The sequence below is a fragment of the Escherichia sp. E4742 genome (assembly GCF_005843885.1).
Taxonomy (GTDB): Bacteria; Pseudomonadota; Gammaproteobacteria; order Enterobacterales; family Enterobacteriaceae; genus Escherichia.
In genome coordinates this window covers 3711413-3736154 of the sequence record NZ_CP040443.1, presented here as the reverse complement: position 1 = coordinate 3736154, position 24742 = coordinate 3711413, and the positions used below count along the sequence as shown (strand labels likewise).

At 51.6% G+C, this 24742-nt stretch carries 19 protein-coding genes and 4 pseudogenes; 7 read left to right on the top strand and 16 right to left on the bottom strand.

The window, feature by feature from the left end:
* Positions 1–17: 17 nt before the first annotated feature.
* Genes pxpA through ybgI form a run of 4 tightly spaced genes read right to left on the bottom strand, consistent with a single transcriptional unit; the run spans position 18 to position 3090 of the window.
* The gene (pxpA, locus tag FEM44_RS17970) at positions 18–752 is read right to left on the bottom strand and encodes a 5-oxoprolinase subunit PxpA (protein ID WP_135523020.1); all 735 of its coding nucleotides are present in this window, start codon (positions 750–752) and stop codon (positions 18–20) included.
* Positions 742–1674, bottom strand: a complete 933-nt coding sequence (gene pxpC, locus FEM44_RS17965) for a 5-oxoprolinase subunit PxpC (protein WP_135523021.1) — start codon at positions 1672–1674, stop codon at positions 742–744. Before pxpC ends, pxpA begins: the two co-directional genes overlap by 11 nt.
* A complete protein-coding gene (pxpB, locus tag FEM44_RS17960; protein ID WP_135523022.1) occupies positions 1668–2324 on the bottom strand; it encodes a 5-oxoprolinase subunit PxpB in 657 nt (218 codons plus the stop codon). Before pxpB ends, pxpC begins: the two co-directional genes overlap by 7 nt.
* 22 nt (positions 2325–2346) lie before the next feature.
* Positions 2347–3090: a radiation resistance protein YbgI gene (gene ybgI, locus FEM44_RS17955; RefSeq protein ID WP_135523029.1), complete on the bottom strand. Its 744-nt coding sequence runs from the start codon at positions 3088–3090 to the stop codon at positions 2347–2349.
* Positions 3091–3360: 270 nt separating this feature from the next.
* Here ybgI and dtpD point away from each other — a divergent pair, with 270 nt between their 5' ends.
* Positions 3361–4842, top strand: coding sequence for a dipeptide permease DtpD (gene dtpD / locus FEM44_RS17950; RefSeq protein WP_135518467.1), 1482 nt, complete (start codon positions 3361–3363; stop codon positions 4840–4842).
* Positions 4843–4971: 129 nt separating this feature from the next.
* On the opposite strand, the gene phrB is transcribed toward dtpD, so the two are convergent.
* The 12 genes and pseudogenes from phrB to FEM44_RS17890 all read right to left on the bottom strand — a co-directional run bounded on the left by phrB (position 4972) and on the right by FEM44_RS17890 (position 16591).
* The gene (gene phrB, locus FEM44_RS17945; RefSeq protein ID WP_135523023.1) at positions 4972–6390 is read right to left on the bottom strand and encodes a deoxyribodipyrimidine photo-lyase; all 1419 of its coding nucleotides are present in this window, start codon (positions 6388–6390) and stop codon (positions 4972–4974) included.
* On the bottom strand, positions 6387–6896 hold the full coding sequence (locus FEM44_RS17940) for a YbgA family protein (protein WP_135523024.1): 510 nt from the start codon (positions 6894–6896) through the stop codon (positions 6387–6389). The genes phrB and FEM44_RS17940 overlap by 4 nt, the downstream gene beginning before the upstream one ends.
* Before the next feature lie 173 nt (positions 6897–7069).
* Complete coding sequence (locus FEM44_RS17935) at positions 7070–7768, bottom strand: HEAT repeat domain-containing protein (protein WP_240731795.1); 699 nt, start codon at positions 7766–7768, stop codon at positions 7070–7072.
* Positions 7769–8096: 328 nt separating this feature from the next.
* On the bottom strand, positions 8097–8546 hold the full coding sequence (locus FEM44_RS25620; RefSeq protein ID WP_231937698.1) for a DUF3887 domain-containing protein: 450 nt from the start codon (positions 8544–8546) through the stop codon (positions 8097–8099).
* A 489-nt stretch (positions 8547–9035) separates the two neighbouring features.
* A pseudogene (locus tag FEM44_RS25190) lies at positions 9036–9515 on the bottom strand (RHS repeat-associated core domain-containing protein); the annotation flags it as partial.
* An 18-nt stretch (positions 9516–9533) separates the two neighbouring features.
* Positions 9534–10375, bottom strand: a pseudogene (locus FEM44_RS17915) (HEAT repeat domain-containing protein).
* Positions 10376–10479: 104 nt separating this feature from the next.
* Complete coding sequence (locus FEM44_RS17910; RefSeq protein ID WP_135523026.1) at positions 10480–10881, bottom strand: YbbC/YhhH family protein; 402 nt, start codon at positions 10879–10881, stop codon at positions 10480–10482.
* Positions 10853–10939 (bottom strand): annotated as a pseudogene (locus FEM44_RS26060) (pentapeptide repeat-containing protein); the annotation flags it as partial. The gene FEM44_RS17910 and the pseudogene FEM44_RS26060, both read right to left, overlap by 29 nt.
* 30 nt (positions 10940–10969) lie before the next feature.
* Positions 10970–11218 (bottom strand): annotated as a pseudogene (locus FEM44_RS17905) (pentapeptide repeat-containing protein); the annotation flags it as partial.
* 230 nt (positions 11219–11448) lie between these two features.
* Positions 11449–11850: a DUF6258 family protein gene (locus tag FEM44_RS17900; protein ID WP_138159122.1), complete on the bottom strand. Its 402-nt coding sequence runs from the start codon at positions 11848–11850 to the stop codon at positions 11449–11451.
* Positions 11851–11863: 13 nt separating this feature from the next.
* Positions 11864–16141, bottom strand: a complete 4278-nt coding sequence (locus FEM44_RS17895; protein WP_138159120.1) for an RHS element core protein — start codon at positions 16139–16141, stop codon at positions 11864–11866.
* Positions 16142–16384: 243 nt separating this feature from the next.
* A complete protein-coding gene (locus tag FEM44_RS17890) occupies positions 16385–16591 on the bottom strand; it encodes a YbfA family protein (RefSeq protein ID WP_000424924.1) in 207 nt (68 codons plus the stop codon).
* A 312-nt stretch (positions 16592–16903) separates the two neighbouring features.
* On the opposite strand from FEM44_RS17890, the gene kdpF reads away from it, so the two are divergent.
* The 6 genes from kdpF to kdpE are packed head-to-tail and all read left to right on the top strand — an operon-like array spanning position 16904 to position 24669.
* On the top strand, positions 16904–16993 hold the full coding sequence (gene kdpF, locus FEM44_RS17885; protein WP_001365534.1) for a K(+)-transporting ATPase subunit F: 90 nt from the start codon (positions 16904–16906) through the stop codon (positions 16991–16993).
* On the top strand, positions 16993–18666 hold the full coding sequence (kdpA, locus tag FEM44_RS17880; protein WP_135523033.1) for a potassium-transporting ATPase subunit KdpA: 1674 nt from the start codon (positions 16993–16995) through the stop codon (positions 18664–18666). The genes kdpF and kdpA overlap by 1 nt, the downstream gene beginning before the upstream one ends.
* Before the next feature lie 22 nt (positions 18667–18688).
* Positions 18689–20737, top strand: a complete 2049-nt coding sequence (kdpB, locus tag FEM44_RS17875; protein WP_135523034.1) for a potassium-transporting ATPase subunit KdpB — start codon at positions 18689–18691, stop codon at positions 20735–20737.
* An 8-nt stretch (positions 20738–20745) separates the two neighbouring features.
* Positions 20746–21318: a K(+)-transporting ATPase subunit C gene (gene kdpC / locus FEM44_RS17870; RefSeq protein ID WP_135523035.1), complete on the top strand. Its 573-nt coding sequence runs from the start codon at positions 20746–20748 to the stop codon at positions 21316–21318.
* Entirely contained in the window at positions 21311–23995 is a 2685-nt protein-coding gene (kdpD, locus tag FEM44_RS17865) for a two-component system sensor histidine kinase KdpD (RefSeq protein ID WP_001328700.1), read from the top strand. Before kdpC ends, kdpD begins: the two co-directional genes overlap by 8 nt.
* The gene (kdpE, locus tag FEM44_RS17860) at positions 23992–24669 is read left to right on the top strand and encodes a two-component system response regulator KdpE (RefSeq protein ID WP_000186076.1); all 678 of its coding nucleotides are present in this window, start codon (positions 23992–23994) and stop codon (positions 24667–24669) included. The genes kdpD and kdpE overlap by 4 nt, the downstream gene beginning before the upstream one ends.
* The last annotated feature ends 73 nt before the right edge of the window (positions 24670–24742 follow it).

Sequence of the window (24742 nt, the reverse complement as noted above, 5' to 3'; positions counted from 1 at the left end):
TTCTTTATTAAGCGGGGTTATGCTGCGACAACAATCCCCTTTTTGGTAAATGTAGAGCGTAGTCGGCGGGCAAACGCCAGTGCGTGCTCGCCGTCGCCATGCAGGCAGACCGTTTGCGCCGTGACCTTCGCCCATTCACCGGTGATACTTTTGACTCTGCCGTGTTGCACCATCTCCAGCGTTTGCACCAGCGCCTGTTCTTCATCTTCAATCAACGCGCCCGGCTGGCTTCGCGGCACCAGCGCGCCGTCGGCCTGATAGCCGCGATCGGCAAACACTTCCTCGCGTGTTGTCAGGCCATTACGCTTGCCTGCACGGATCAGCTCGCTTCCCGCCAGTCCAACGAGAATCAATGCCGGATCGCAAGCGTAAACCGCTCTGGCGATGGCGTCTGCCAGTTGTGCGTCTTTCGCCGCCTGGTTATACAACATACCGTGCGGTTTGACGTGGCGCATCACGCCACCTTCTGCACGAGTAATCGCTGCCAGTGCGCCAATTTGATACAGCGTCTGGGCGTAAACCGTTTCCGGCGGCAATTTCATGGCGCTACGTCCAAAGTTTTCCCTGTCGGGAAAGCTCGGGTGAGCGCCAATCGCGACACCATTTTTTATGGCTTCACGCACGCTTACCTGCATGGTTTGCGCGTCGCCTGCATGAAATCCACAGGCAATATTGGCTGAGGAAACCAGCGTTAACAGTTCAGCGTCGCTGGCGCAGCCTTCGCCCAGATCGGCGTTCAGGTCAATTTTCATTGTGCAGCCGCCACGCTAATTGTTCGAAATAACGTTGCTGATCTTGCCGCGCTTTCAGTGCCTCTTCCAGTGAACACTGGACAAAATGAATGGGCTGACCGAGCGGAATTTGCGCAAGATGGTACATGTCAGCCTCAATGATGCAGGCAATGCGCGGATAGCCGCCGGTAGTTTGCGCGTCGTTCATCAACACAATGGGCTGCCCGTTATGCGGCACCTGCACCACGCCTGGCAACAAACCGTGAGATAACAGTTCGCGATCGGTGGTGCGTTTTAAAATTTGCCCCTGTAAGCGATAGCCCATCCGGTTACTTTGCGGACTAAGCTGCCAGGGCGAACGCCAGAATGCATCCTGCGAGGCGCGATCGAACTCATGATATTCCGGCCCCGGTAAGGCGCGAATCCGGTTCCCCCACAGCAACTGTTTAACGCCCTGCGCTTCCATAAAATCACGCTTCGCTTTGCCAATCGGGAGTCGGTCACCATCCTTCAGTAAACGCCCTTCCAGCCCGCCAATCCCCACCTTGAGATCGGTGCTGCATGACCCCATCACTGATGGCACATCAATACCGCCCGCCACCGCCAGATAGCTACGTACACCATGTTGTGGACGTTTAAGCATTAAACGCTGGCCTGCTTTCATCGGCAAGCGCCAGCCAGTCCAGACAGCATTATCATCCAGCCGCGCCTCGCAACCTGCGCCCGTCAGGGCAAACCAACCATCAGTTTCGAACTCAACCGTTAACTGACCGAGCGTGATCTCCAGCGCGGGGGCATTAGCATCATTACCCACCAGCAGGTTAGCAATGCGTAGCGCAGGCATATCCAGTGCGCCGCAGTGGCTGATCCCCGACTGACGAAAACCGTGACGGCCGCCATCCTGCACGGTGGTATACATCCCCGCACGAATAATTTTCAACATACTCCCTCCTTCTGCGGCACAAAGCGCACGCTGTCTCCGGGACGTAATAAGATGGGTTCGTCCCGTGTCGGGTCAAACAAACTGAGCGAAGTATGGCCTATTAACTGCCAGCCCCCCGGCGTTGCTAGCGGATAAACACCAGTCTGCGCCCCACCGATCCCGACAGAACCTGCCGGAACGAGCAAGCGCGGTTCAGCGCGTCGCGGCGTGTGTAGTTGTTCCGGCAAATTCCCGAGATACGGGAAGCCCGGTTGAAAACCTAAAAACCACACCACGTATTCCACGGAGGAGTGCAGTTCAACGACCTGTTTTTCGCTCAACCCACAATGCGCAGCGACCACCGCCAAATCCGGCCCGCCTGCGCCACCGTAAACCACCGGAATTTCGATAAAGCGTGATTCCGGTTCCAGCGCCTCGCTCTCTTCCCACCAGCGTTGCAAACGCTCTATGGCGTCCAGCGCCAGCGATTCAGGGTTACGCAAAATCACCGTGATATTGTTCATGCCGGGAATAGCTTCAACGACATTCGGCATATCCACCAGACGCTGGGCCAGCCGCCAGATCCGTTTCTGGCTGGCCAGCGTCACCGGCGGTTCCAGTTCCAGCACTACCGCCGTTTCACCTATCAGATAACAACGCGCTCGTTGCACTTTCGATCCCTCTGACTATTCGTTATGCAGGATTAGGAATATCAATAAAAGTCACATCAAGATCGGTATTTTCATTCAACCACTCGCTCAACGCGCGAATACCACCGCGTTCAGTGGCATGGTGACCCGCAGCATAAAAATGCAATCCCTGCTCGCGGGCTGAATGAATGGTCTGTTCAGAAACTTCACCCGTTATAAATGCATCCACGCCAAAACGCGCGGCGCTATCAATAAAACTTTGCCCACCACCGGTGCACCAGGCGACGCGCTGTACTACCTCCGGGCCGTTGTCGCCACACCACAACGGCTTGCGTCCCAGACGCGCTTCAATCCAGGAAGCCAGTTCCAGTCCCGGCACCGGCATGGTCAGTTCGCCCCACGGCACCAGTGACTCAATTTCGCCCATGACCGTGATCCCCAGTAACGCCGCCAGTTGCGCGTTATTGCCAAGCTCCGGATGTGCGTCCAGCGGCAGATGCCAGCCATACAGGTTGATATCATTCGCCAACAATGTTTTTAAGCGGTTACGCTTCATACCGCGAATTACTGGCGATTCCCCTTTCCAGAAATAACCATGATGCACAATGACAGCATCAGCGCCCAGACGCACCGCTTCATCGAGCAGCGCCTGGCTGGCGGTGACACCGGTAACAATTTTTTGCACCGTCTCTTTGCCTTCCACCTGCAAACCATTCGGCGCGTAATCACTTATCGCCGCGCTGTTCAATTTCTCGTTAATCAGTTGTTCCAGTTCGGTGTTTTTCATCATTGCGCCTTCCATATTCTGATAGCTACTCCGTTAACATAGCGTTACCTCGCCTGTTCGTCGATAGCCAATCTTTCGACATATTAAGAAACAAACCCATCGCCAAAAGGCGCAAATTGTTTATCTCATAAATGCATAGTTCATGTATATTTATGCAATCAGACAGCATATTGCATAAATAATCAGATCTGTATCAAAGTTTTAACTTTAAGGAAACACACGCACGCCGCGCAACTATTACGTGGTGTCGCATCCAACCGCGGAATTATTATGAATAAACACGCATCACAGCCGCGCGCTATCTACTACGTTGTCGCGCTACAAATCTGGGAATATTTTAGCTTCTACGGCATGCGTGCCTTGCTGATTCTCTATCTCACCAATCAACTGAAATACAACGACACACACGCTTACGCGTTATTCAGTGCCTATTGTTCGCTGGTGTATGTCACGCCGATCCTCGGTGGTTTTCTGGCGGATAAAGTGCTCGGCAACCGCATGGCGGTAATGCTGGGAGCGTTGTTGATGGCTGTCGGGCATGTGGTGCTGGGCGCCAGCGAAATCCACCCGTCATTCCTCTATCTGTCGCTGGCGATTATTGTCTGCGGCTATGGTCTGTTTAAATCCAACGTCAGTTGCCTGCTTGGTGAACTGTATGAACCGACCGATCCACGTCGTGATGGCGGTTTCTCGCTGATGTATGCGGCGGGTAACGTGGGATCGATTATTGCCCCTATCGCCTGTGGTTACGCCCAGGAAGAGTACAGTTGGGCGATGGGCTTTGGCCTGGCGGCGGTTGGCATGATCGCGGGTCTGGTCATTTTCTTATGTGGCAATCGTCATTTCACACATACCCGCGGCGTTAACAAAAAGGTGCTGCGTGCGACAAACTTTCTCCTGCCGAACTGGGGATGGCTGCTGGTTCTGCTGGTCGCAACGCCTGCGCTGATTACTGTACTGTTCTGGAAAGAGTGGTCGGTATACGCCTTAATTGTCGCCACTATCATTGGTCTGGCGGTACTGGCGAAAATTTATCGCAAAGCAGAAAACCAGAAACAGCGTAAGGAGCTGGGGCTGATTGTGACGCTCACCTTCTTCAGCATGTTGTTCTGGGCCTTTGCACAACAGGGCGGCAGCTCGATTAGCCTTTATATCGACCGCTTCGTTAATCGCGATATTTTCGGTTATAGCGTTCCGACCGCCATGTTCCAGTCAATTAATGCTTTTGCTGTGATGTCGTGCGGTGTAGTGCTTGCCTGGGTGGTTAAAGAGAGCGTTGCGGGTAATCGTACCGTGCGCATCTGGGGGAAATTTGCTCTTGGCCTCGGCCTGATGAGCGCCGGGTTCTGTATTCTGAGCTTAAGCGCCCGCTGGTCTGCAATGTATGGCCACTCTTCCCTGCCGCTGATGGTGCTTGGTCTGGCAGTGATGGGTTTTGCCGAACTGTTTATCGATCCGGTTGCTATGTCGCAAATTACGCGTATTGAAATCCCCGGCGTGACCGGCGTATTAACCGGCATTTACATGCTGCTTTCCGGTGCGATTGCTAACTATCTGGCGGGCGTCATTGCCGATCAAACATCGCAAGCTTCGTTTGATGCTTCCGGGGCGCTCAATTACTCCATCAATGCATATATAGAAGTGTTTGATCAAATCACCTGGGGTGCGCTGGCGTGTGTAGGACTGGTGCTGATGATTTGGCTGTATCAGGCGCTTAAGTTCAGAAACCGTGCGCTGGCGCTGGAGTCTTAATAGGCCAACACCGATGCCTGATGCGACGCTTAACGCGTCTTATCAGGCCTGGATGGCCCATTGAATTTGCACTATTTGCCAGGCCGGATAAGGCGTTCATGCCGCATCCGGCATCTGGGCACGAGTCTGTTATTTCCCCCTCCTCGCCGCCTCATACGCTGCCAACGTTCGTACTCTCGCTTCTTTATGATCGACAATCGGTTGCGGATAATCCAGCTTCACGCCCGCTTTCTGCGCCCACTTCCACGGCTCATGCACCGCTTTCCCTGGCACATCGCGCAACTCCGGTAGCCACTGGCGGATAAACTCGCCTTCGCGGTCAAATTTCTCGCCCTGAGTTATCGGGTTGAAAATACGAAAATAAGGGGCAGCATCGGTTCCGGTAGAAGCGGCCCACTGCCAGCCGCCGTTATTCGCTGCCAAATCACCATCAATCAGTTGTGACATGAAATACTGCTCGCCTTCGCGCCAGTCGATCAGCAAATCTTTCACCAGAAAACTGGCTGTAATCATTCGCAGACGGTTATGCATCCAGCCAGTGCTGTTAAGCTGACGCATAGCAGCATCGACAATCGGATATCCCGTTTTACCTTCTTGCCAGGCTTTAAAATGGGCGGGATTGCGCTGCCACTGCACACGCTCCGTCCAGGCAATAAACGGACGATGTTTACACAGCGAAGGATAATACGTCATCAAATGGCGGTAGAACTCGCGCCAGATCAGCTCATTAAGCCAGACGCTACCCGGTCCACCTTCCAGCGCCAGCGGCTGTTCCGCCAACAGGCGATGTAAACACTGGCGAGGCGATAACCCACCCGTTGCCAGGCTGGCGGACAAACGACTGGTGCCTTCTACTGCCGGAAAATCTCGTTGTTGCTCATATTCTCCGGCACCGTTCTGGCAAAACTGGCGTAATTGCGCAATCGCCGTTTTTTCTTCCACCGGGAAATGCGCAGTATCGAAAGACTGACGAGGATAATTCAGCGTAATGGATGGCGCGGGCTCTATCGATCCGCTACTACGAACTTTTGGCGCAGCGACGCACTCCGACACACCTTCCCGCAGCCGTTTCAGCCAGGCGTTTTTAAACGGCGTAAAGACTTTGTACATCTCATGATTGCCAGTCATCACCGCCCCCGGCGGCAGGATCACGCTGTCATCGAATCCTTCACACACCACGTTACGCTGTGCTCTTTCAACTTCCACATCCCGCGCCCGCTCATTCACCTCATACTGATAGTTATAAAACAGATGGGTAACACGATTTTCCCCGCACACCTGTTTAACCATTTCGGCGCTGGCGGCAAAGTCATCCACTTCATGAAACAACAAAGGAATGCCTTTTTCCGCCAGCGCTATTCGTAGCCCATTCAGTTGAGCATTGATAAGTTCAGCCTGACGCGGCGACATGTTATGCGCCGCCCACTGGCGTGGTGTGGCGATATACAACGCCAGCACGCGTGCAGACGAATTGCGACAGGCGGCAGCCAGCGCGAGATTATCGTGCAAACGTAAATCCTGGCGAAACCAGACCAGATGGATGGTCATAAAACTCCTGCATGGCGCAAGTTAATCACACGTGGCCAAAGTTCGAAATAACGCTGCCCTGAAAGCCAGGCGTTAGGATAAAGCGCCATATAGTGTTTGATACGCATCAGCGGCGCAAGAAGCGGTTGCTCGCCACGGCGATAACTGTCGATAAGCGCCGCCAGCTGCTGGCGTTCTGTGGAATCAATATGTGGGCGAAAATAACCCTGAACGTGCATCAAAACGTTAGTATGATCACGCCGGTTGGCAGGGTGAGAAAGCAAAACAATTACGCGTTGGCGGTACTGATTGTAAAAATCATCCAGGTTTTGCCACTGATGAATATCAGCCACGAACGGGCCAAGTTTGCGGTATTCCGGCTGGGAATGAGCCAGAAATACGAGCTTATAGCGGCTGTGATAATCGAGAAGCGCCCCGCGCGTTAAGCCATGTTCTTTCAGTCGATGTAACTCATGAAGGGCGAAGATACGGATTAGAGTGCTGGCATCAAATCGTTGTTGATTCATTATTGCTCCTGAACGGTTTACAGGAGTAAGTGTAGACGTTGGGAAATGAATTTTGTGGGGTTATGCTTTCTTCCCTACCAGGCTGTTATATCCAGTTCAAAAACAATCATTTTACATCATCATCAAAGCAGCGAATACTTGACCGATTGGTAGTATCACTGCATATTTCACCATCAATTATATTTTATAATTTGTTGTATTGCTGACTTTATATTGCCAATGACATCCTCATCATTAATTTCATTTAATATATTTTTTAGAATAGGAAGTAGTTTAAGATTACCTAAAACACCTGCCGAAATAATAACTTCATCAAAAATTATGTCTTTTTGCAGTTCATTAATTATAGCAGTTATAACACGATTATCTTTTCTTTCTGCCAGTCCGCTTATAGCTTCAATTCTGGCACAATCATTCTTATCTGTCAGCATTCTGATAAATGACTCTCTAATCTCCGTAGAGTCGTACTGGTTGAAATTTACAGTAAATGCAGCCCAATTTCTCACATCACCATCGCAATCATTAAGTAAAGTTAAGAGAAAAGGGATGGTATCATTACTATTAACACTGAAAAATGCAGCTGCAGTGGCACAGCGAGTGTTCACTGATTTATCATAAGTAGTTTTTGATAACAGTTTTATTGCTCTATTTTCGAATTTTTTATTTTTTCTACAAAAGTGGCCTATAGCATTAACAGCGGCAGTTTTCACAGATGCAAAACGTTCTCTTTGTAATATGCTCTCAGCTAAATCAAATGATTTAAAAACTTGAGTTTGGGTCATTGAAAGCTGGCTTAGGATTGAAAGCCCTATTTCCCGTTCATTTTTTATCTTTCGAGTAGCACAGTTTAAAAGAAAAACAAAAAACATCATTTGAGCCAATTAATTGTAAAGAAAATATTGCGGCATCCCTTTTAACACGATCTTTTCCATATAAAACAGGAATAAGTTGCTCCATGTTGTAATTTTTTATATTTTTCATGCAAAAACAACTCCCTGCTTTCTTTTCGTCTTTTATTCACATCAATAATTTTCATATCAACTATCTCATTTTCTTTACTATCTTATCTTTTGAATGGCGTGAGTGCTTGCCCCCCCCATACTTTCATTGTGCTTTTAACCTCTAATGGTGAATATTTACCTTGCGAAATTAATTCCTCAAGCATCTCACCTCTGCTCAAGTAAAGAAATAGTTCATATTCTATAGTTTAATGACCTCGCCAAGCTTACCCCCCTCATCGGCATAAAAAGTACTCAAATACAGATCACCTTTATTTTCTTTTGTAAATTCAAATTCCTCTATTAGAGAGTAATGTTCATATGTAGAGCGATAGGTTAAAACCACAACATTATGATTAATTACATTACTTGCCAGTAAGTCTATTTTATTTAACATTCCAAACACCTGTTTTTTTTCTTTCATTATCGTTATAAAAACATCTTCCGATGTTGCTTTTTTAAATTCACTGCTTGTGTCAGAGTAGATTTTGTCCACTTCATTCTGATTGTATAGCTTTTGAATGATAACAACTTTATCCTGCGCAATCTTTCTAATATCGGCATCAGCCTTTATTACATTATGACTAATATCTTTACCAAAAAACATAAAAGCCACTACTGCTACAATAACAATACCTACTTTTATTTTCATAAGTTAATATCCTGCCAATTGTGATAAACACCATAAACTTTGCGAACAGGTAAGTTCGCCAACAAAACCACCAAATCCGGGACCAATTCTCACGGTGCCTGAATATTTTCCTTCTGCATCCCTAACTCCCGCAATGGAGTATTTTTTCAAATAACCACCTGTAGATATATAACCTTTAGTAAGGTACTCCCCCGGAGAGATTTTTGCTTGCGATGCTGTACCTGACAAAGAAATACCGATGGCAGAACCAACACCATTATGTTCGCACAAAGTATAATACACACAAACATCCAGATTAGCTGGAACTCTGTCATTCCCGCCAACTGTTGCTCCCACAGCAAAACTAGCCCCTGTAAATTCGTCACCATTAAAACTTATATCAATAGATCCTGAACCAGGAAAAGGGGTAGTATAAATTTTAGAAGTCACATCCGAAGAAGCGTTATTATTATGCATAGAGTTATTCATAAATTCGCCCCAATTGCTATATAATCCCAAAGGATCTGTATATGCAACAGGATCCAACGGATACTGATAAAAATTCCATCCCCCCTTCAGCCCAATCGGATCCTGAGTGATATACCGCCCCTGCAGCGGGTCATAATAGCGGTGGCGGTTGTAATACAGGCCGGACTCCTCATCATACTGCTGGCCCGGCAGGCGGATGAGCTGCTGCAGTTGGTGCGGGTTCTCTTCATTCAGCAGGTTGCCCCACTCATCGTATTCTGCGCACCATTCTGTTGCCCCTTCCGTGCTGATGAGCGTCAGCGGCAGGCCGCGATGGTCGCAGTGGTACAGGTGGATTTTTCTCGCCGGCGTGTACACCGGGTCCATCTGGTTTTGCATCTGCTCCACCGTCAGGCCGCACGATGCCAGCCAGCGACGGCTTTCCTCACTCACCCGGTCAGCCAGGATTTCACTTTCCAGCCGGTCGAGCATCTGCACCAGCACCGGCGGGAACACCACACTATGCATAGGCAACGCACGCTATGAACGCTTCAGCTTATCAATAGCGGAAGTTACAATTTCATTGGCATCAAACTTGTACAACATAGTATCTAAAACAGGAAGTAGCGTTTTATCACCTAATTCACCCGCAGCTTCAATGATATCATCATAAACAGTATTTTTTTTAACTCATCGCATAAAACAGATAAAACCCTTTTATCTTTTCTGTAGGAAAGTCCGATTATTGCTTCAATACGGACTTCCTCATTTTTATCCTGAAGCATCTCCACAAAACAATCCCTAATATCACTATTATCATATTTATTGATATTTATTGCAAATGCGGCCCAGTTTCTGACATCTCCATTTGGTTCTTTTAACAGATTAATCAATAGTGGAATTGTTGCTTTATCATTGATAACAGAAATAGCAAATGCCGTAGCACGTCTGACATTAGCCGATTTATCAAAAGCAGTAATTTGAGATTGCTCTACTATTTTAGGTGAATAAATTGGGTTTTTCTTACATCGCTGAGCCGTTGACTCGATTGCTGTAGCTCGAACGCAAGCGCTCTTATCATTCAATGCCATATTGTTCAAAATATTAAACACATTATCTTCGCATTTTTTGCAAACTTTTATTTGCCCGAGTATAAATGCTCCGATATCTCTACGGATATAATTTTTGTCAGCGCAGAATTCAATTGTCAATCTAACAACGTTTTGCCCCCCTCTTAACTGTAATACTCTGGCAGATGAAATCTTTTTCAAGGAATTGCGATCATCAAGTAAGCGAAATAATTCATCATCATTTAGTTTCTTACATTGATTGTATAAACCATACTCTTTACTTGCCTTTCTTTTCTGGTATGTATTCGACATTGTAGGAACATCCATAAAGACTATCTTTTTCTATCGTTTGACTGTCTGGAGTCCTCCACCTACTCTGCCATCAGCGCACACGATGTTTGTTTATCCTTACATACTTATTTTCCGTGGCCAAAATTTAGAATTCTCCCATCATTTTTGCCTATTTCTATAATAAAAACCCCACCAGCAATAATAAAAACCCCACCAGCAATTTGTTCTGATTGAATGGTGCCTTCAACAATCCAACTTGTTGGTAATTCCTTGATTTTGTATGGTTTTTCTTCTTCTGCGGCATCATACCCATAACGATTCTTAACATATATCTCAGCTAATTCCAATGCTGTAGCTTTATTTTTAACCAAATTTCTAACGGTATATTTCCCCTCACTTTCATACTTGCGCATTATTATAATATTATTACACTGCGCCCATGTGTTGTATGTAAAAACAAACAAAGATACAATTACACAGGTTCTGAATAATATTTTCTTACACGTTGCCATGTATTCTGCAAACATTAGGCAATCCTTTTCCATTTGTTATATCTTTCCCATGATTATCTATTGCTTTAAAATTTTCACCTATTGACCTTGAATTACTAAAATCACTTCCAGTGAAATCTGAGTTATTCAGAATAGCATTCATCAGAGCCGCATTGCGAAAGACAGCATTTCTAGTTGATGTATGTTGAATCATTACATTTCTTAAATGAGTTTTTTCAAATTTCGCCCCATCAAGACAATAACCATTGAGGATGGCTCGATGTAGATTCATCCCGCTAAAATCATATCCAGCAAGAGTGGTACTATCTATCTCAAGAAATTTATTGGTTATTAAAAATGCGATTCTTATCATCTGTTCCTCCAATCATCTAACTCCGGAAAATTTGAAAACCAGAACCTCGCTTAGGAGGTAGGATTATTCTGCGTACCACGCTGTTGTCCTTTCCATGCTGATAAGGGCCAGCAGGTTATCCGGTTTGCTTCGTTGAGTTCACCGCGCTAAACCTCCGTGTCCACATAACCCAGGTCGGAGGCATGACCTTCTCTGGTTCGTCCCATCTAAAATGTCTATAAAGAACATGGTTATTCAATTATTTTTTCTTTGAGTTTATTCTCAATCCAGCTGTCTTTATACCTGATGAAAATTTGACATTCACCAATATTATCAATGTCACCAACATTTGTATTTGGAATTTGACCAACAGCAACTATAGTTGATTCAAAACATTCAACATTGACTTTATCTGTTATTATTGAAATTATATAATCATCTGGAATAGAGCCATTAGGGGTTATATTGAAGAAACTAACATCGGAAAATACTAAATAACCATCTTCTAAGTCTTCATTATTATAAAAATTCCATTCTGTTGTACCATAGGCTATCCTTGAGATTAAATTAACCTGAATTCTAATTTGTTTACCCCATAAATCAAATTCAATTTTTTTTATTGCTCGATCACCAAGATATATTCTATCAAACATATTACCCTCTATTCTAAAAATACTCAGGCATTCCACACATTATATCAGCCTCATCTTGACTGCTTCCCGTTGACATTTCAACATACATAGCACAATAACATTGTCCAAACGTTCCCTCTCTACATGATCTAAGTGTAAACATATGTAAAACAGAACTAAAAAAGCTTAGTGTACCGAGCGATCTAATACCGATATGTGCGGCACTACTATTCCATGGTACAACGCGACCATTGACATCAAGGGATGGACCTTGACCTTTCATACCGCTACCTGTTCCTGGTAAATGTGCATGTGCGTGTGGTGTTGAATTGTTTGCATGCCCTATTGGATTAAGCCTATAAGCATTTGAATTATTTTGATAAAGAGTGTGGGTATCTGCACTTCCTGGATTACTGGGGGGATACGGGATTGTTTTGCCACCTACCGGTTCAACCATAATATTGCCTTTAGAATCACCTATAAATCTACCAACAGGTTGTTGAGTAATAGGATCAATAGTACAGGATTGACTTACAGGTTTTTGTCTGGGAGAAGGTAATGATAAGAGATCTAATCCCAAAGGGTCTATATACTGAACCGGATTCAACGGATACTGATAAAAATTCCATCCCCCCTTCAGCCCAATCGGATCCTGAGTGATATACCTCCCCTGCAGCGGGTCATAATAGCGGTGGCGGTTGTAATACAGGCCGGACTCCTCATCATACTGCTGACCCGGCAGGCGGATGAGCTGCTGCAGTTGGTGCGGGTTCTCTTCATTCAGCAGGTTGCCCCACTCATCGTATTCTGCGCACCATTCTGTTGCCCCTTCCGTGCTGATAAGCACCAGCGGCAGGCCGCGATGGTCGCAGTGGTACAGGTGGATTTTTCTCGCCGGCGTGTACACCGGGTCCATCTGGTTTTTCATCTGCTCCACCGTCAGGCCGCACGATGCCAGCCAGCGACGGCTTTCCTCACTCACCCGGTCAGCAAGGATTTCACTTTCCAGCCGGTCGAGCATCTGCACCAGCACCGGCGGGAACACCACATCACCACCGTCTTCACCGCCGGACTGCTGAAGGGCGTCCGCCAGGCTGCGGCGCTGCGTTTTCACCAGTTCACCGGTGGCGGTTTCAACCCTGATGAGTGGCGTGAAACTTCCCGGCAGGTATACCGTCTGGATGCGGGTTCTGTCGTTCTGTATCGTGGTCAGCCGGTCGCCGTCCCAGCCGTACCAGGTCACTTCCGGTTTCCGTGACAGCGACATCCAGCCCGTCAGGTCCCGTTCACGCCGCCACACCCGTTTTGCCACCCTGCGGCCCAGCGGGTCGTAAAGATAGCGACTTTCGACCAGCGGCTCTGCATATTGTGTCCGTGTGTAGTGCACCAGCCGGTGCCGGCTGTCGTAATGGTACCGGTGGGTCCGCTCATCATCCGTGCGGATAACCCCTTCCGGGATGAGGTCGGTTTTCTCCGTCAGCCTGCCGTGACGGTCATACCGGTAAAGGTAGTGAGCGTCACGGGCGATACGATTATCCGGCCACATGCTGAGGGTGCTGTCCGGGTGCAGCTCCGGGTCGGGCAGGCGGTTACCTGCCGGGTCCGTGGCGTAAGGGATGCGGATATCCAGATTCGCTGCGGTGGTGTGGACGCCGGTCAGCCTGCCGGTGTCGCTGTAGCTGTAACTCCGGGTCTGTCGCGGGCTGCTGATGCGGATGAGTTCGCCGTTGTCGTTCCAGGTGTAATCGCGGTCAGACAGCAGACTGTTCAGGTGCTGACTCTGTAACTGCCCGGCAGGGGTGTAAGCGGTGGTGAGTTCATAACGGCCGAAGCTGCGCAGCGTTTCCCGGTGCAGGCGGTCGCGGGTGAAGTCCACCAGCGGTGTGTCGCCGAGCTTCATACCGGACAGCCAGCCGCTGCCGTAGGTCAGCCATTCCACGGCGGGCAGGCTGTCCGGTATACAGCGGTTCGCCAGTCCCTGCGCGTTGTACGCATGTCTGGTCTCATGCTGCCAGAGCAGTGCTTCCGTCTGCGGGTGATGCACCGTCTGACGCTCACCGGTCAGGCGGCCTTTACTGTCATATCCGTAATGCACAGCCACCCGGTGCCCTTCGCTGATATGGCTGATGTCTGTCAGCCAGCCGCGTTCGTCATACTGCCACTGCTCTGCGGTTTCGCCATTCACGGTGCGGTGCGTGAGGCGGTCAGCGTCATCGTAATGCCAGAGGGTTATAAGCCCCTCATCCTCGCTGCGGGTAAGTTTACCGGTCAGGTCGTGGTGATAACGCTGTGTGCGACCGTCAAAGCCGGTTTCCTGTATCAGCCGGTCGAGTACATCGTAACGGAAGGTGGTGTGGCTGCCGTTTTCACTGGTCAGGCGGATGACCCGTCCGGCAGCATCGTATTCCATACTGCGCGTCAGCCCGCCCTGCGTGGTGCGGATGGCCTTTCCCCACGCATCGTACTGTGCCCCGTTTCTGCTGCCGTCCGGCGCGATGATGGCGGTCAGGTCACCGGCTGTGTTGTATTCATACCGCGTTTCATGGCCCTGCGTGTCTTTCACCGCAATTAACTGTCCACGGCCGTCGTATGCGCGGTACTGACTCAGGCCTTCCTCGCGGTGCACCGCCGTCATCTGACCAAAACGGTCATGGTCATAACGGGTTACATAACCGGAACAGTCGGTGAAGGTCAGCAACTGACCGTAACGGCTCCACGTCATGGTTTTCCGGCTGCCGGTGGCATCTTCCGTTGCGCAGGGTAAGTCACTGTGTGGATTATCATAACGGTAGCGGGTGATATCGCCGTCAGGGGCAGCTTCCTGAATCAGACGGCCGAATTCATCATATTCCCGGCGTATTTCCAGCCCGTCAGGCCCGGTGGCTGACGTTAACTGGCTGTGGTGGTTATAGTAAAATGCCGATGCCCTGCCATCCGGCGTGGTGATGCGCGTGATGAGGCCCGTCACCACATCCGGGCTGTACTCTGTTACCCGGCCTGCGGCATCCGTCTGGGTCTTAAGCCTGCCCACCGCGTCAAACTGACTCTGCGTGACGCTGCCGTCCGCGTGTTCCTTTTTCACCACCCGCTTCAGCCCGCCTTCGCCCTGCGTGTACAGCACTTCACGGCGGTCCAGGCTGTCGGTGATGGTGATGCGGTCTTTCTCATACTGATACGTGTAGCTTAAGCCTGCCGGGTTTAGCTGTTCTGTCACCCGCCCGTCGCTGTCGTAACGGTAACGGATTTCCGGTCGGCCTGCGTGACGGTGCGCCACCATCCGGCCCCGGTATTTATCATCGTAAGTAAAGCTGCGCACCTGTGTGCCGCTGCGGTCATACACCGCCGCCAGTTCGCCGCGCGGCGTCCAGCCATAGCGCACCAGCGGTGCGGCAGGTAAATTCTCCGGGTATTCCGGGTCGTGCGTCAGCCACACCGCCGACAGGCGGATACCGTTGTCCCGGCCATATTCGGTATAGCCGGGTAAAGTATCAGGAAAAACGGACGGTTCCGCCCCGCCGGAAGTGGCCTGCTGCCGGGCCTCTTCTGCCCGCTGCGCCTGGCTGGTCAGTACCAGCCGGAAGTGACGCCCGGCCCCATCCGTCACGCCGGTGATTTCGCCGCTGAATTCGCCGGCGGCTTCGCGGTGGAGCGTCTGTGTGCGCCCGAAGCGGTCCACCAGCCCGGTCAGCACCCGGTACGGCGGCAGCGGCGCGGGCAGCACCTCATCCGCCTCCGGCACCCGTTCACACCAGCCGAGCAGCCACCACGGTCCCTGCGGACTGTTCGTTGCCAGATAACGATGCGGACTTAAGCGGAGTTCTTCCGGCAGCGCCTGCCAGAGTGCGGCCAGCCGGTGGCCTTCCTCCAGTTTCGCCACGCCGCCGCGCACCAGCCACAGTGATTCGCTGCGGCTGTAACCGTCCTCACCGGGAAACAGGTGCTCAAAATACAGGCTTCTGCCGCCGTTATCATTGAGTATCAGTGTGTTATCGCGCAGCTGTAAGCGGATATCCGCAGACATTTTCCAGCCGGGGCCGGGGAGCCCCACCGGCGCGGGGGTTTTAGTCCGGTAACTGCTGTAGGTGCGGGAGAGGATGAACGGCAGCGGGCCGGGCAGGGCGATGTCGGTTTCGCCGGGAAGGACTTTTGCGCCGAGCAGCGGATTGACCGGATGACCGGATGTCACCCCGCCGGGGCACACCGAACAGGCCACGCCGGTGGGGGCGCCAATGCGCACCCCGGCTGAACCCTGGACAATGCTACCGCCATACTGCGTCATGTCGCCCTGACGCGCCGCCGGTTTTCCGCTCATCTGTGCATCCTTGTATTATCGGGTTATTTGTCCGCTGACAGGCAAAACCCTACAGATTTATAAGAAAGCCTTAAGTGAGATATCCAGCAGATAGAAACAATTAGGAAAATATTTATATATATTTCATGAATATATGTTTCGATTGGTATAACGGTGTCTAAATATTCCTCTGAACATCTTCCTGATACAAAAAAACCGCCAGCGTTTCCGCTGGCGGTTTTCAATGTATTCAGAACTCAGCAATCAGTAAAAATCACCGGTTGCCTTTTCGGCCTGATCCATCCACACCGGTTTATCGCTGGTTTTCGACCAGACACGATGCAGGTAGCTGTAAAAGCGGGCGCGGTCTTTCCAGAAAAGCATGAAAGGCAGCGCAAGAACGCCCGCTGCAACCGCATAAGTACGGCGTAAAAAGATAAGCCATGCAGGATATTCTCTGTAGAGTTCCATACTTTTCTCCCCCTTTTGTATCTACCCGGTGAATGGCACCGGAAAAATGAATTTGTTTATCTGATGAAAATAGTACCGCCTTTTGTGTAATTTTACTACTCATCCGACCACTTATTTTTGCTTATTGATGGTTTATTTACATTCACCGTGTAATTAAGTTACATAGAAGTTAAATTAATACTAATCATTAGTTAAATCATGGCTTTTGCCATTTTTATACTTTTTTTACACCCCGCCCGCAGATTTTTGCGAAATCTTTGCAGCCAGAATTCTACCCTTCCGGTATCACTTTTAGGCCACTGGAGGTGCACTGTGAGTGCAGGCGTGATAGCCGGCGTGTTGCTGGTGTTTTTATTACTGGGTTATCTGGTTTATGCCCTGATCAATGCGGAGGCGTTCTGATGGCTGCGCAAGGGTTCTTACTGATTGCCACGTTTTTACTGGTATTAATGGTGCTGGCGCGCCCTTTAGGCTGCGGGCTGGCGCGGCTGATTAATGATATTCCTCTTCCTGGTACGACGGGCGTTGAACGCGTACTCTTTCGTTTACTTGGCGTCTCTGACCGTGAGATGAACTGGAAGCAGTATCTCTCTGCCATTCTCGGCCTGAACATGCTGGGGCTGGCGGTGCTGTTTTTTATGTTGCTCGGCCAGCACTATCTGCCACTTAATCCACAGCAGTTGCCGGGGCTGTCGTGGGATCTGGCGCTGAATACCGCCGTCAGCTTTGTCACTAACACCAACTGGCAATCTTATAGCGGTGAAACCACGTTGAGCTATTTCAGCCAGATGGCGGGCTTAACGGTGCAAAACTTTCTTTCTGCCGCCAGCGGGATTGCGGTGATTTTTGCCCTTATCCGCGCGTTTACCCGCCAGAGCATGAGCACACTTGGGAATGCCTGGGTCGATCTGCTACGCATCACGTTATGGGTGTTAGCCCCTGTGGCGTTGTTGATCGCGCTGTTTTTTATTCAACAAGGTGCGTTGCAAAACTTTCAGCCTTATCAGGCCGTGACGACCATTGAAGGAGCACAACAGCTGTTACCAATGGGTCCGGTGGCTTCTCAGGAAGCGATCAAGATGCTCGGTACTAACGGCGGTGGCTTCTTTAATGCCAACTCGTCGCATCCGTTTGAAAACCCGACCGCACTGACCAACTTCGTGCAAATGCTGGCGATCTTCTTGATCCCAACGGCGCTGTGCTTTGCCTTTGGCGAAGTGGCGGGCGATCGCCGCCAGGGGCGCATGTTGCTGTGGGCGATGTCGGTGATTTTTGTCATCTGCGTAGGCGTGGTGATGTGGGCAGAAGTTCAGGGTAATCCGCATCTGCTGGCGCTCGGCGCAGACAGTAACATCAATATGGAAGGTAAAGAGAGCCGTTTTGGCGTGCTGGTCAGTAGCCTGTTTGCTGTTGTGACCACGGCGGCTTCCTGCGGTGCGGTGATTGCGATGCATGATTCGTTTACCGCTCTTGGCGGCATGGTGCCGATGTGGTTGATGCAAATTGGTGAAGTGGTATTCGGCGGTGTCGGTTCTGGTCTTTACGGCATGATGCTGTTTGTCCTGCTGGCGGTGTTTATTGCCGGGCTGATGATTGGTCGTACACCGGAATATCTGGGTAAAAAAATCGACGTACGCGAGATGAAACTGACTGCACTGGCGATTCTGGTTACTCCAACGCTGGTGCTGATGGGCGCAGCGCTGGCGATGATGACCGACGCCGGACGTAGCGCCATGCTCAACCCTGGCCCACACGGTTTTAGCGAAGTGCTGTACGCCGTGTCGTCCGCCGCTAACAACAACGGCAGCGCCTTTGCCGGATTAAGCGCCAACTCTCCATTCTGGAACTGTTTGCTGGCGTTCTGCATGTTTGTCGGTCGCTTCGGGGTGATTATCCCGGTGATGGCAATTGCCGGTTCGCTGGTGAGTAAAAAGAGCCAACCCGCCAGCTCCGGCACGCTGCCAACGCACGGCCCGCTGTTTGTTGGCCTGTTAATCGGCACCGTGTTGCTGGTTGGCGCACTGACCTTTATCCCTGCCCTGGCGCTTGGTCCGGTGGCGGAATATCTCTCCTGATGATATTGAGTGAGCACTGAATATGAGTCGTAAACAACTGGCGCTATTCGAACCAACACTTGTCGTTCAGGCGCTGAAAGAAGCGGTGAAAAAATTAAGCCCGCAGGCGCAATGGCGCAATCCGGTGATGTTTATCGTCTGGATCGGCAGTCTGCTGACCACCTGTATTAGCATCGCGATGGCAAGCGGTGTGATGCCTGGCAACGCGCTGTTTAGCGCGGCAATTAGCGGCTGGCTGTGGGTCACCGTACTGTTTGCTAATTTCGCCGAGGCGCTGGCAGAAGGCCGCAGTAAAGCGCAGGCCAACAGTCTGAAAGGGGTGAAAAAAACTGCCTTTGCCCGCAAGCTGCGTGAGCCGAAATATGGCGCTGCGGCGGACAAAGTTCCCGCCGATCAACTGCGTAAAGGCGATATCGTACTGGTAGAAGCTGGCGATATTATCCCCTGCGATGGTGAAGTCATTGAAGGAGGCGCATCGGTCGATGAAAGCGCCATCACCGGGGAATCGGCACCGGTGATCCGTGAATCCGGCGGCGATTTTGCCTCCGTCACCGGCGGCACGCGTATTCTTTCTGACTGGCTGGTGATTGAGTGCAGCGTTAACCCCGGCGAGACATTTCTGGACCGGATGATCGCGATGGTGGAAGGCGCACAGCGACGCAAAACGCCGAACGAGATTGCCCTGACCATCCTGCTGATTGCCCTGACCATCGTCTTTTTACTGGCGACCGCCACGCTATGGCCATTTACCGCCTGGGGCGGTAACGCGGTCAGCGTAACGGTACTGGTGGCGCTGCTGGTTTGTCTGATCCCAACGACTATTGGCGGCCTGCTGTCGGCGATCGGCGTCGCCGGGATGAGCCGGATGCTGGGCGCCAATGTGATCGCCACCAGCGGACGTGCAGTTGAAGCGGCGGGTGACGTTGACGTTCTGCTGCTGGATAAAACCGGCACCATCACGCTAGGTAACCGTCAGGCGTCAGAGTTTATCCCCGCGCAGGGCGTAGAGGAAAAAACGCTGGCCGATGCCGCACAACTGGCTTCGCTGGCAGATGAAACGCCGGAAGGCCGCAGTATTGTGATCCTCGCCAAGCAGCGTTTTAACCTACGCGAGCGCGATGTGCAGTCGCTCCATGCCACCTTTGTACCGTTTACTGCGCAAAGCCGGATGAGCGGGATCAACATCGACAACCGTATGATCCGTAAAGGTTCTGTCGATGCCATTCGCCGCCATGTTGAAGCTAACGGTGGTCACTTCCCTGCCGATGTCGATCAAAAAGTTGATAACGTTGCGCGTCAGGGGGCCACGCCGCTGGTAGTGGTAGAAGGTTCCCGCGTGCTGGGCGTTATTGCGCTGAAAGATATCGTCAAAGGCGGTATCAAAGAGCGTTTCGCACAACTGCGCCAAATGGGCATTAAAACGGTGATGATTACCGGCGATAACCGCCTGACTGCCGCCGCGATTGCTGCGGAAGCGGGCGTCGATGATTTCCTCGCCGAAGCGACACCGGAGGCCAAGCTGGCATTGATTCGTCAGTATCAGGCGGAAGGCCGTTTGGTGGCGATGACCGGCGATGGCACCAACGATGCTCCGGCGCTGGCGCAGGCAGATGTTGCGGTGGCGATGAACTCCGGCACCCAGGCGGCGAAAGAAGCGGGCAATATGGTGGATCTCGACTCTAACCCGACCAAGTTGATCGAGGTGGTGCACATTGGCAAACAGATGCTGATGACCCGTGGCTCGCTGACCACCTTCAGCATTGCCAACGATGTGGCGAAATACTTCGCCATTATTCCGGCGGCATTCGCGGCAACGTATCCGCAGTTAAATGCGCTGAACATCATGCGCCTGCATTCGCCCGACTCCGCCATTCTCAGTGCGGTCATTTTCAACGCCTTGATTATCGTCTTTTTAATTCCTCTGGCGTTAAAAGGCGTGAGTTATAAACCGCTTACCGCTTCTGCCATGTTGCGCCGTAACTTATGGATTTACGGTCTGGGTGGGCTGCTGGTGCCGTTTATTGGTATCAAAGTCATTGATTTACTGCTGACCGCTTGCGGTCTGGTGTGAGGTTTACCATGCGTGGATTACGTCCGGCATTATCGACATTTATCTTTCTGTTATTGATTACTGGCGGCGTTTACCCGCTGCTGACCACCGCGCTGGGGCAATGGTGGTTTCCCTGGCAGGCCAAGGGTTCGTTGATTCGTGAAGGTGATACGGTGCGCGGTTCGGCATTAATCGGGCAGAATTTTACCAGCAACGGCTATTTTCATGGTCGCCCGTCGGCAACGGCAGAAATGCCCTATAATTCACAGGCTTCTGGCGGGAGCAATCTGGCAGTCAGTAACCCGGAGCTGGATAAACAGATAGCCACACGCGTTGCTGCATTACGGGCCGCTAACCCGGATGCCAGCACGAGCGTTCCGGTTGAACTGGTGACGGCGTCGGCAAGCGGGCTGGACAATAACATCACCCCGCAAGCGGCGGCTTGGCAGATCCCACGCGTGGCGAAAGCGCGTAATCTCAGCGTTGAACAGCTCACGCAACTGATCGCAAAATACAGCCAACAACCGCTGGTGAAATATATCGGCCAGCCGGTCGTCAACATTGTCGAACTCAATCTGGCACTGGATAAGCTTGATGAATAACGAACCCTTACGTCCCGACCCCGATCGCCTGCTGGAACAAACTGCCGCGCCGCATCGGGGGAAGCTGAAAGTTTTCTTCGGTGCCTGTGCAGGCGTCGGGAAGACCTGGGCGATGCTGGCAGAAGCCCAGCGACTGCGAGCGCAAGGGCTGGATATTGTGGTTGGCGTGGTAGAAACCCACGGGCGGAAAGATACCGCCGCAATGCTGGAAGGTCTGGCTGTTCTGCCGCTGAAACGCCAGGCGTACCGTGGGCGGCATATCAGCGAGTTTGATCTCGATGCCGCCCTTGCCCGCCGTCCGGCGCTGATATTGATGGACGAACTGGCGCACAGTAATGCGCCAGGTTCCCGTCATCCTAAACGCTGGCAGGACATCGAAGAGCTGCTGGAAGCTGGCATTGATGTTTTCACTACCGTCAACGTTCAGCATCTGGAAAGCCTGAACGATGTGGTCAGCGGCGTCACCGGAATTCAGGTGCGGGAAACCGTGCCCGATCCTTTTTTCGATGCCGCCGACGACGTGGTGCTGGTGGACTTGCCCCCGGACGATCTGCGCCAGCGGCTGAAAGAAGGCAAAGTCTATATTGCCGGGCAGGCGGAGCGCGCCATTGAACATTTTTTCCGCAAAGGCAATCTGATCGCCCTGCGCGAGCTGGCACTGCGCCGTACTGCCGATCGCGTAGATGAACAAATGCGCGCCTGGCGGGGGCATCCTGGCGAAGAGAAAGTCTGGCACACGCGCGACGCGATCCTTTTATGCATCGGCCATAACACCGGCAGTGAGAAACTGGTTCGCGCGGCGGCGCGATTGGCGTCAAGGCTGGGGAGCGTCTGGCACGCGGTGTATGTTGAAACCCCTGCCCTGCACCGCTTACCGGAGAAAAAACGTCGGGCAATTCTCAGCGCCTTACGTCTGGCGCAGGAGCTGGGCGCGGAGACGGCAACACTTTCTGATCCAGCGGAAGAAAAAGCGGTAGTGCGTTATGCCCGTGAACATAATCTCGGCAAGATTATTCTCGGTCGCCCGGCCTCGCGCCGCTGGTGGCGTCGGGAAACGTTTGCTGACCGACTGGCGCGCATCGCCCCCGATCTCGATCAGGTGCTGGTTGCGCTTGATGAACCACCCGCCCGCACGATTAACAACGCGCCGGATAGCCGCTCTTTTAAAGACAAGTGGCGGGTACAGATTCAGGGATGCGTGGTTGCCGCCGCGTTATGCGCCGTTATCACCTTAATTGCCATGCAGTGGCTGATGGCGTTTGATGCCGCCAACCTGGTGATGCTGTATCTGCTTGGCGTGGTGGTGGTGGCGTTATTTTATGGACGCTGGCCTTCGGTGGTTGCCACCGTCATTAATGTGGTGAGTTTCGATCTCTTTTTTATCGCCCCACGCGGCACGCTCGCCGTCTCTGATGTGCAATATCTGCTGACCTTCGCGGTGATGTTAACCGTCGGGCTGGTGATCGGGAACCTTACTGCTGGCGTGCGTTATCAGGCGCGGGTAGCCCGTTACCGCGAGCAACGCACACGGCATTTATATGAAATGTCCAAAGCTCTGGCAGTGGGCCGCAGTCCGCAGGACATCGCCGCCACCAGCGAACAATTTATTGCTTCCACGTTTCATGCCCGCAGTCAGGTGTTGTTGCCCGATGACAACGGTAAATTGCAGCCGTTAACACATCCACAAGGAATGACGCCGTGGGACGATGCCATCGCGCAGTGGAGTTTTGATAAAGGCCTGCCAGCAGGCGCAGGTACTGACACGTTACCCGGCGTGCCGTACCAGATTTTGCCGTTAAAAAGCGGCGAGAAAACCTACGGGCTGGTGGTGGTGGAACCGGGGAATCTGCGCCAGTTGATGATCCCGGAACAACAGCGCCTGCTGGAGACGTTTACGCTGTTAGTCGCCAATGCGCTTGAGCGGCTGACGCTGACCGCCAGCGAAGAACAGGCGCGGATGGCAAGCGAACGTGAACAGATCCGCAACGCCCTGCTGGCGGCGCTTTCGCACGATTTACGCACTCCGCTTACAGTGCTGTTCGGTCAGGCAGAAATCTTAACGCTCGATCTGGCAAGCGAAGGATCGCCCCACGCCCGCCAGGCCAGCGAGATTCGTCAGCATGTGCTGAACACTACCCGACTGGTGAATAATCTACTGGATATGGCGCGAATTCAGTCCGGCGGCTTTAATTTGAAGAAAGAGTGGTTAACGCTGGAAGAAGTGGTCGGCAGCGCGCTGCAAATGCTGGAACCGGGTTTATCGTCGCCCATCAACCTTTCTCTGCCAGAACCGCTGACCTTAATCCACGTTGACGGGCCATTATTTGAACGGGTATTAATTAATCTGCTGGAGAACGCGGTGAAATACGCGGGTGCGCAGGCCGAAATTGGTATCGATGCCCACGTTGAGGGCGAGAAGCTACAACTGGATGTCTGGGATAACGGCCCCGGTCTTCCGCCAGGCCAGGAGCAGACTATTTTCGATAAGTTTGCTCGAGGGAATAAAGAGTCGGCGGTGCCAGGTGTAGGGCTTGGGCTGGCAATTTGTCGGGCGATTGTGGATGTACACGGCGGTACCATTACCGCGTTCAACCGACCGGAAGGTGGTGCCTGTTTTCGTGTTACACTTCCCCAGCAAACTGCCCCTGAACTTGAAGAATTTCATGAGGATATGTGACAAACGTTCTGATTGTTGAAGATGAACAGGCTATTCGTCGCTTTCTGCGCACGGCGCTGGAGGGCGACGGTATGCGCGTCTTTGAAGCCGAAACGCTGCAACGGGGACTGCTGGAAGCGGCGACTCGTAAGCCAGATTTGATTATTCTCGATCTCGGCCTGCCCGATGGCGATGGGATTGAGTTTATCCGCGACCTGCGCCAGTGGAGCGCGGTGCCGGTGATTGTGCTTTCCGCACGTAGCGAAGAGAGCGACAAAATCGCCGCGCTGGATGCCGGAGCTGATGATTACCTGAGTAAGCCGTTTGGTATTGGCGAATTGCAGGCCCGCCTGCGTGTCGCTTTACGCCGCCACTCTGCCACCACCGCGCCCGATCCGCTGGTGAAATTTTCCGATGTTACCGTCGATTTAGCCGCCCGGGTGATTCACCGGGGTGAGGAAGAGGTACATCTCACGCCTATTGAGTTCCGTCTGCTGGCCGTGCTGCTCAACAATGCCGGAAAAGTGCTCACCCAGCGCCAGTTACTCAACCAGGTATGGGGACCAAACGCGGTTGAACACAGCCATTATTTGCGGATTTATATGGGGCATCTGCGACAAAAACTGGAACAAGACCCGGCCCGACCTCGCCATTTTATTACTGAAACCGGTATTGGGTATCGGTTTATGCTTTAGGCGGTTGAATTACCGGATGCGGCGTAAACGCTTTATATGGCCTACGTAATGCTCCCGTAGGCATGATAAAACG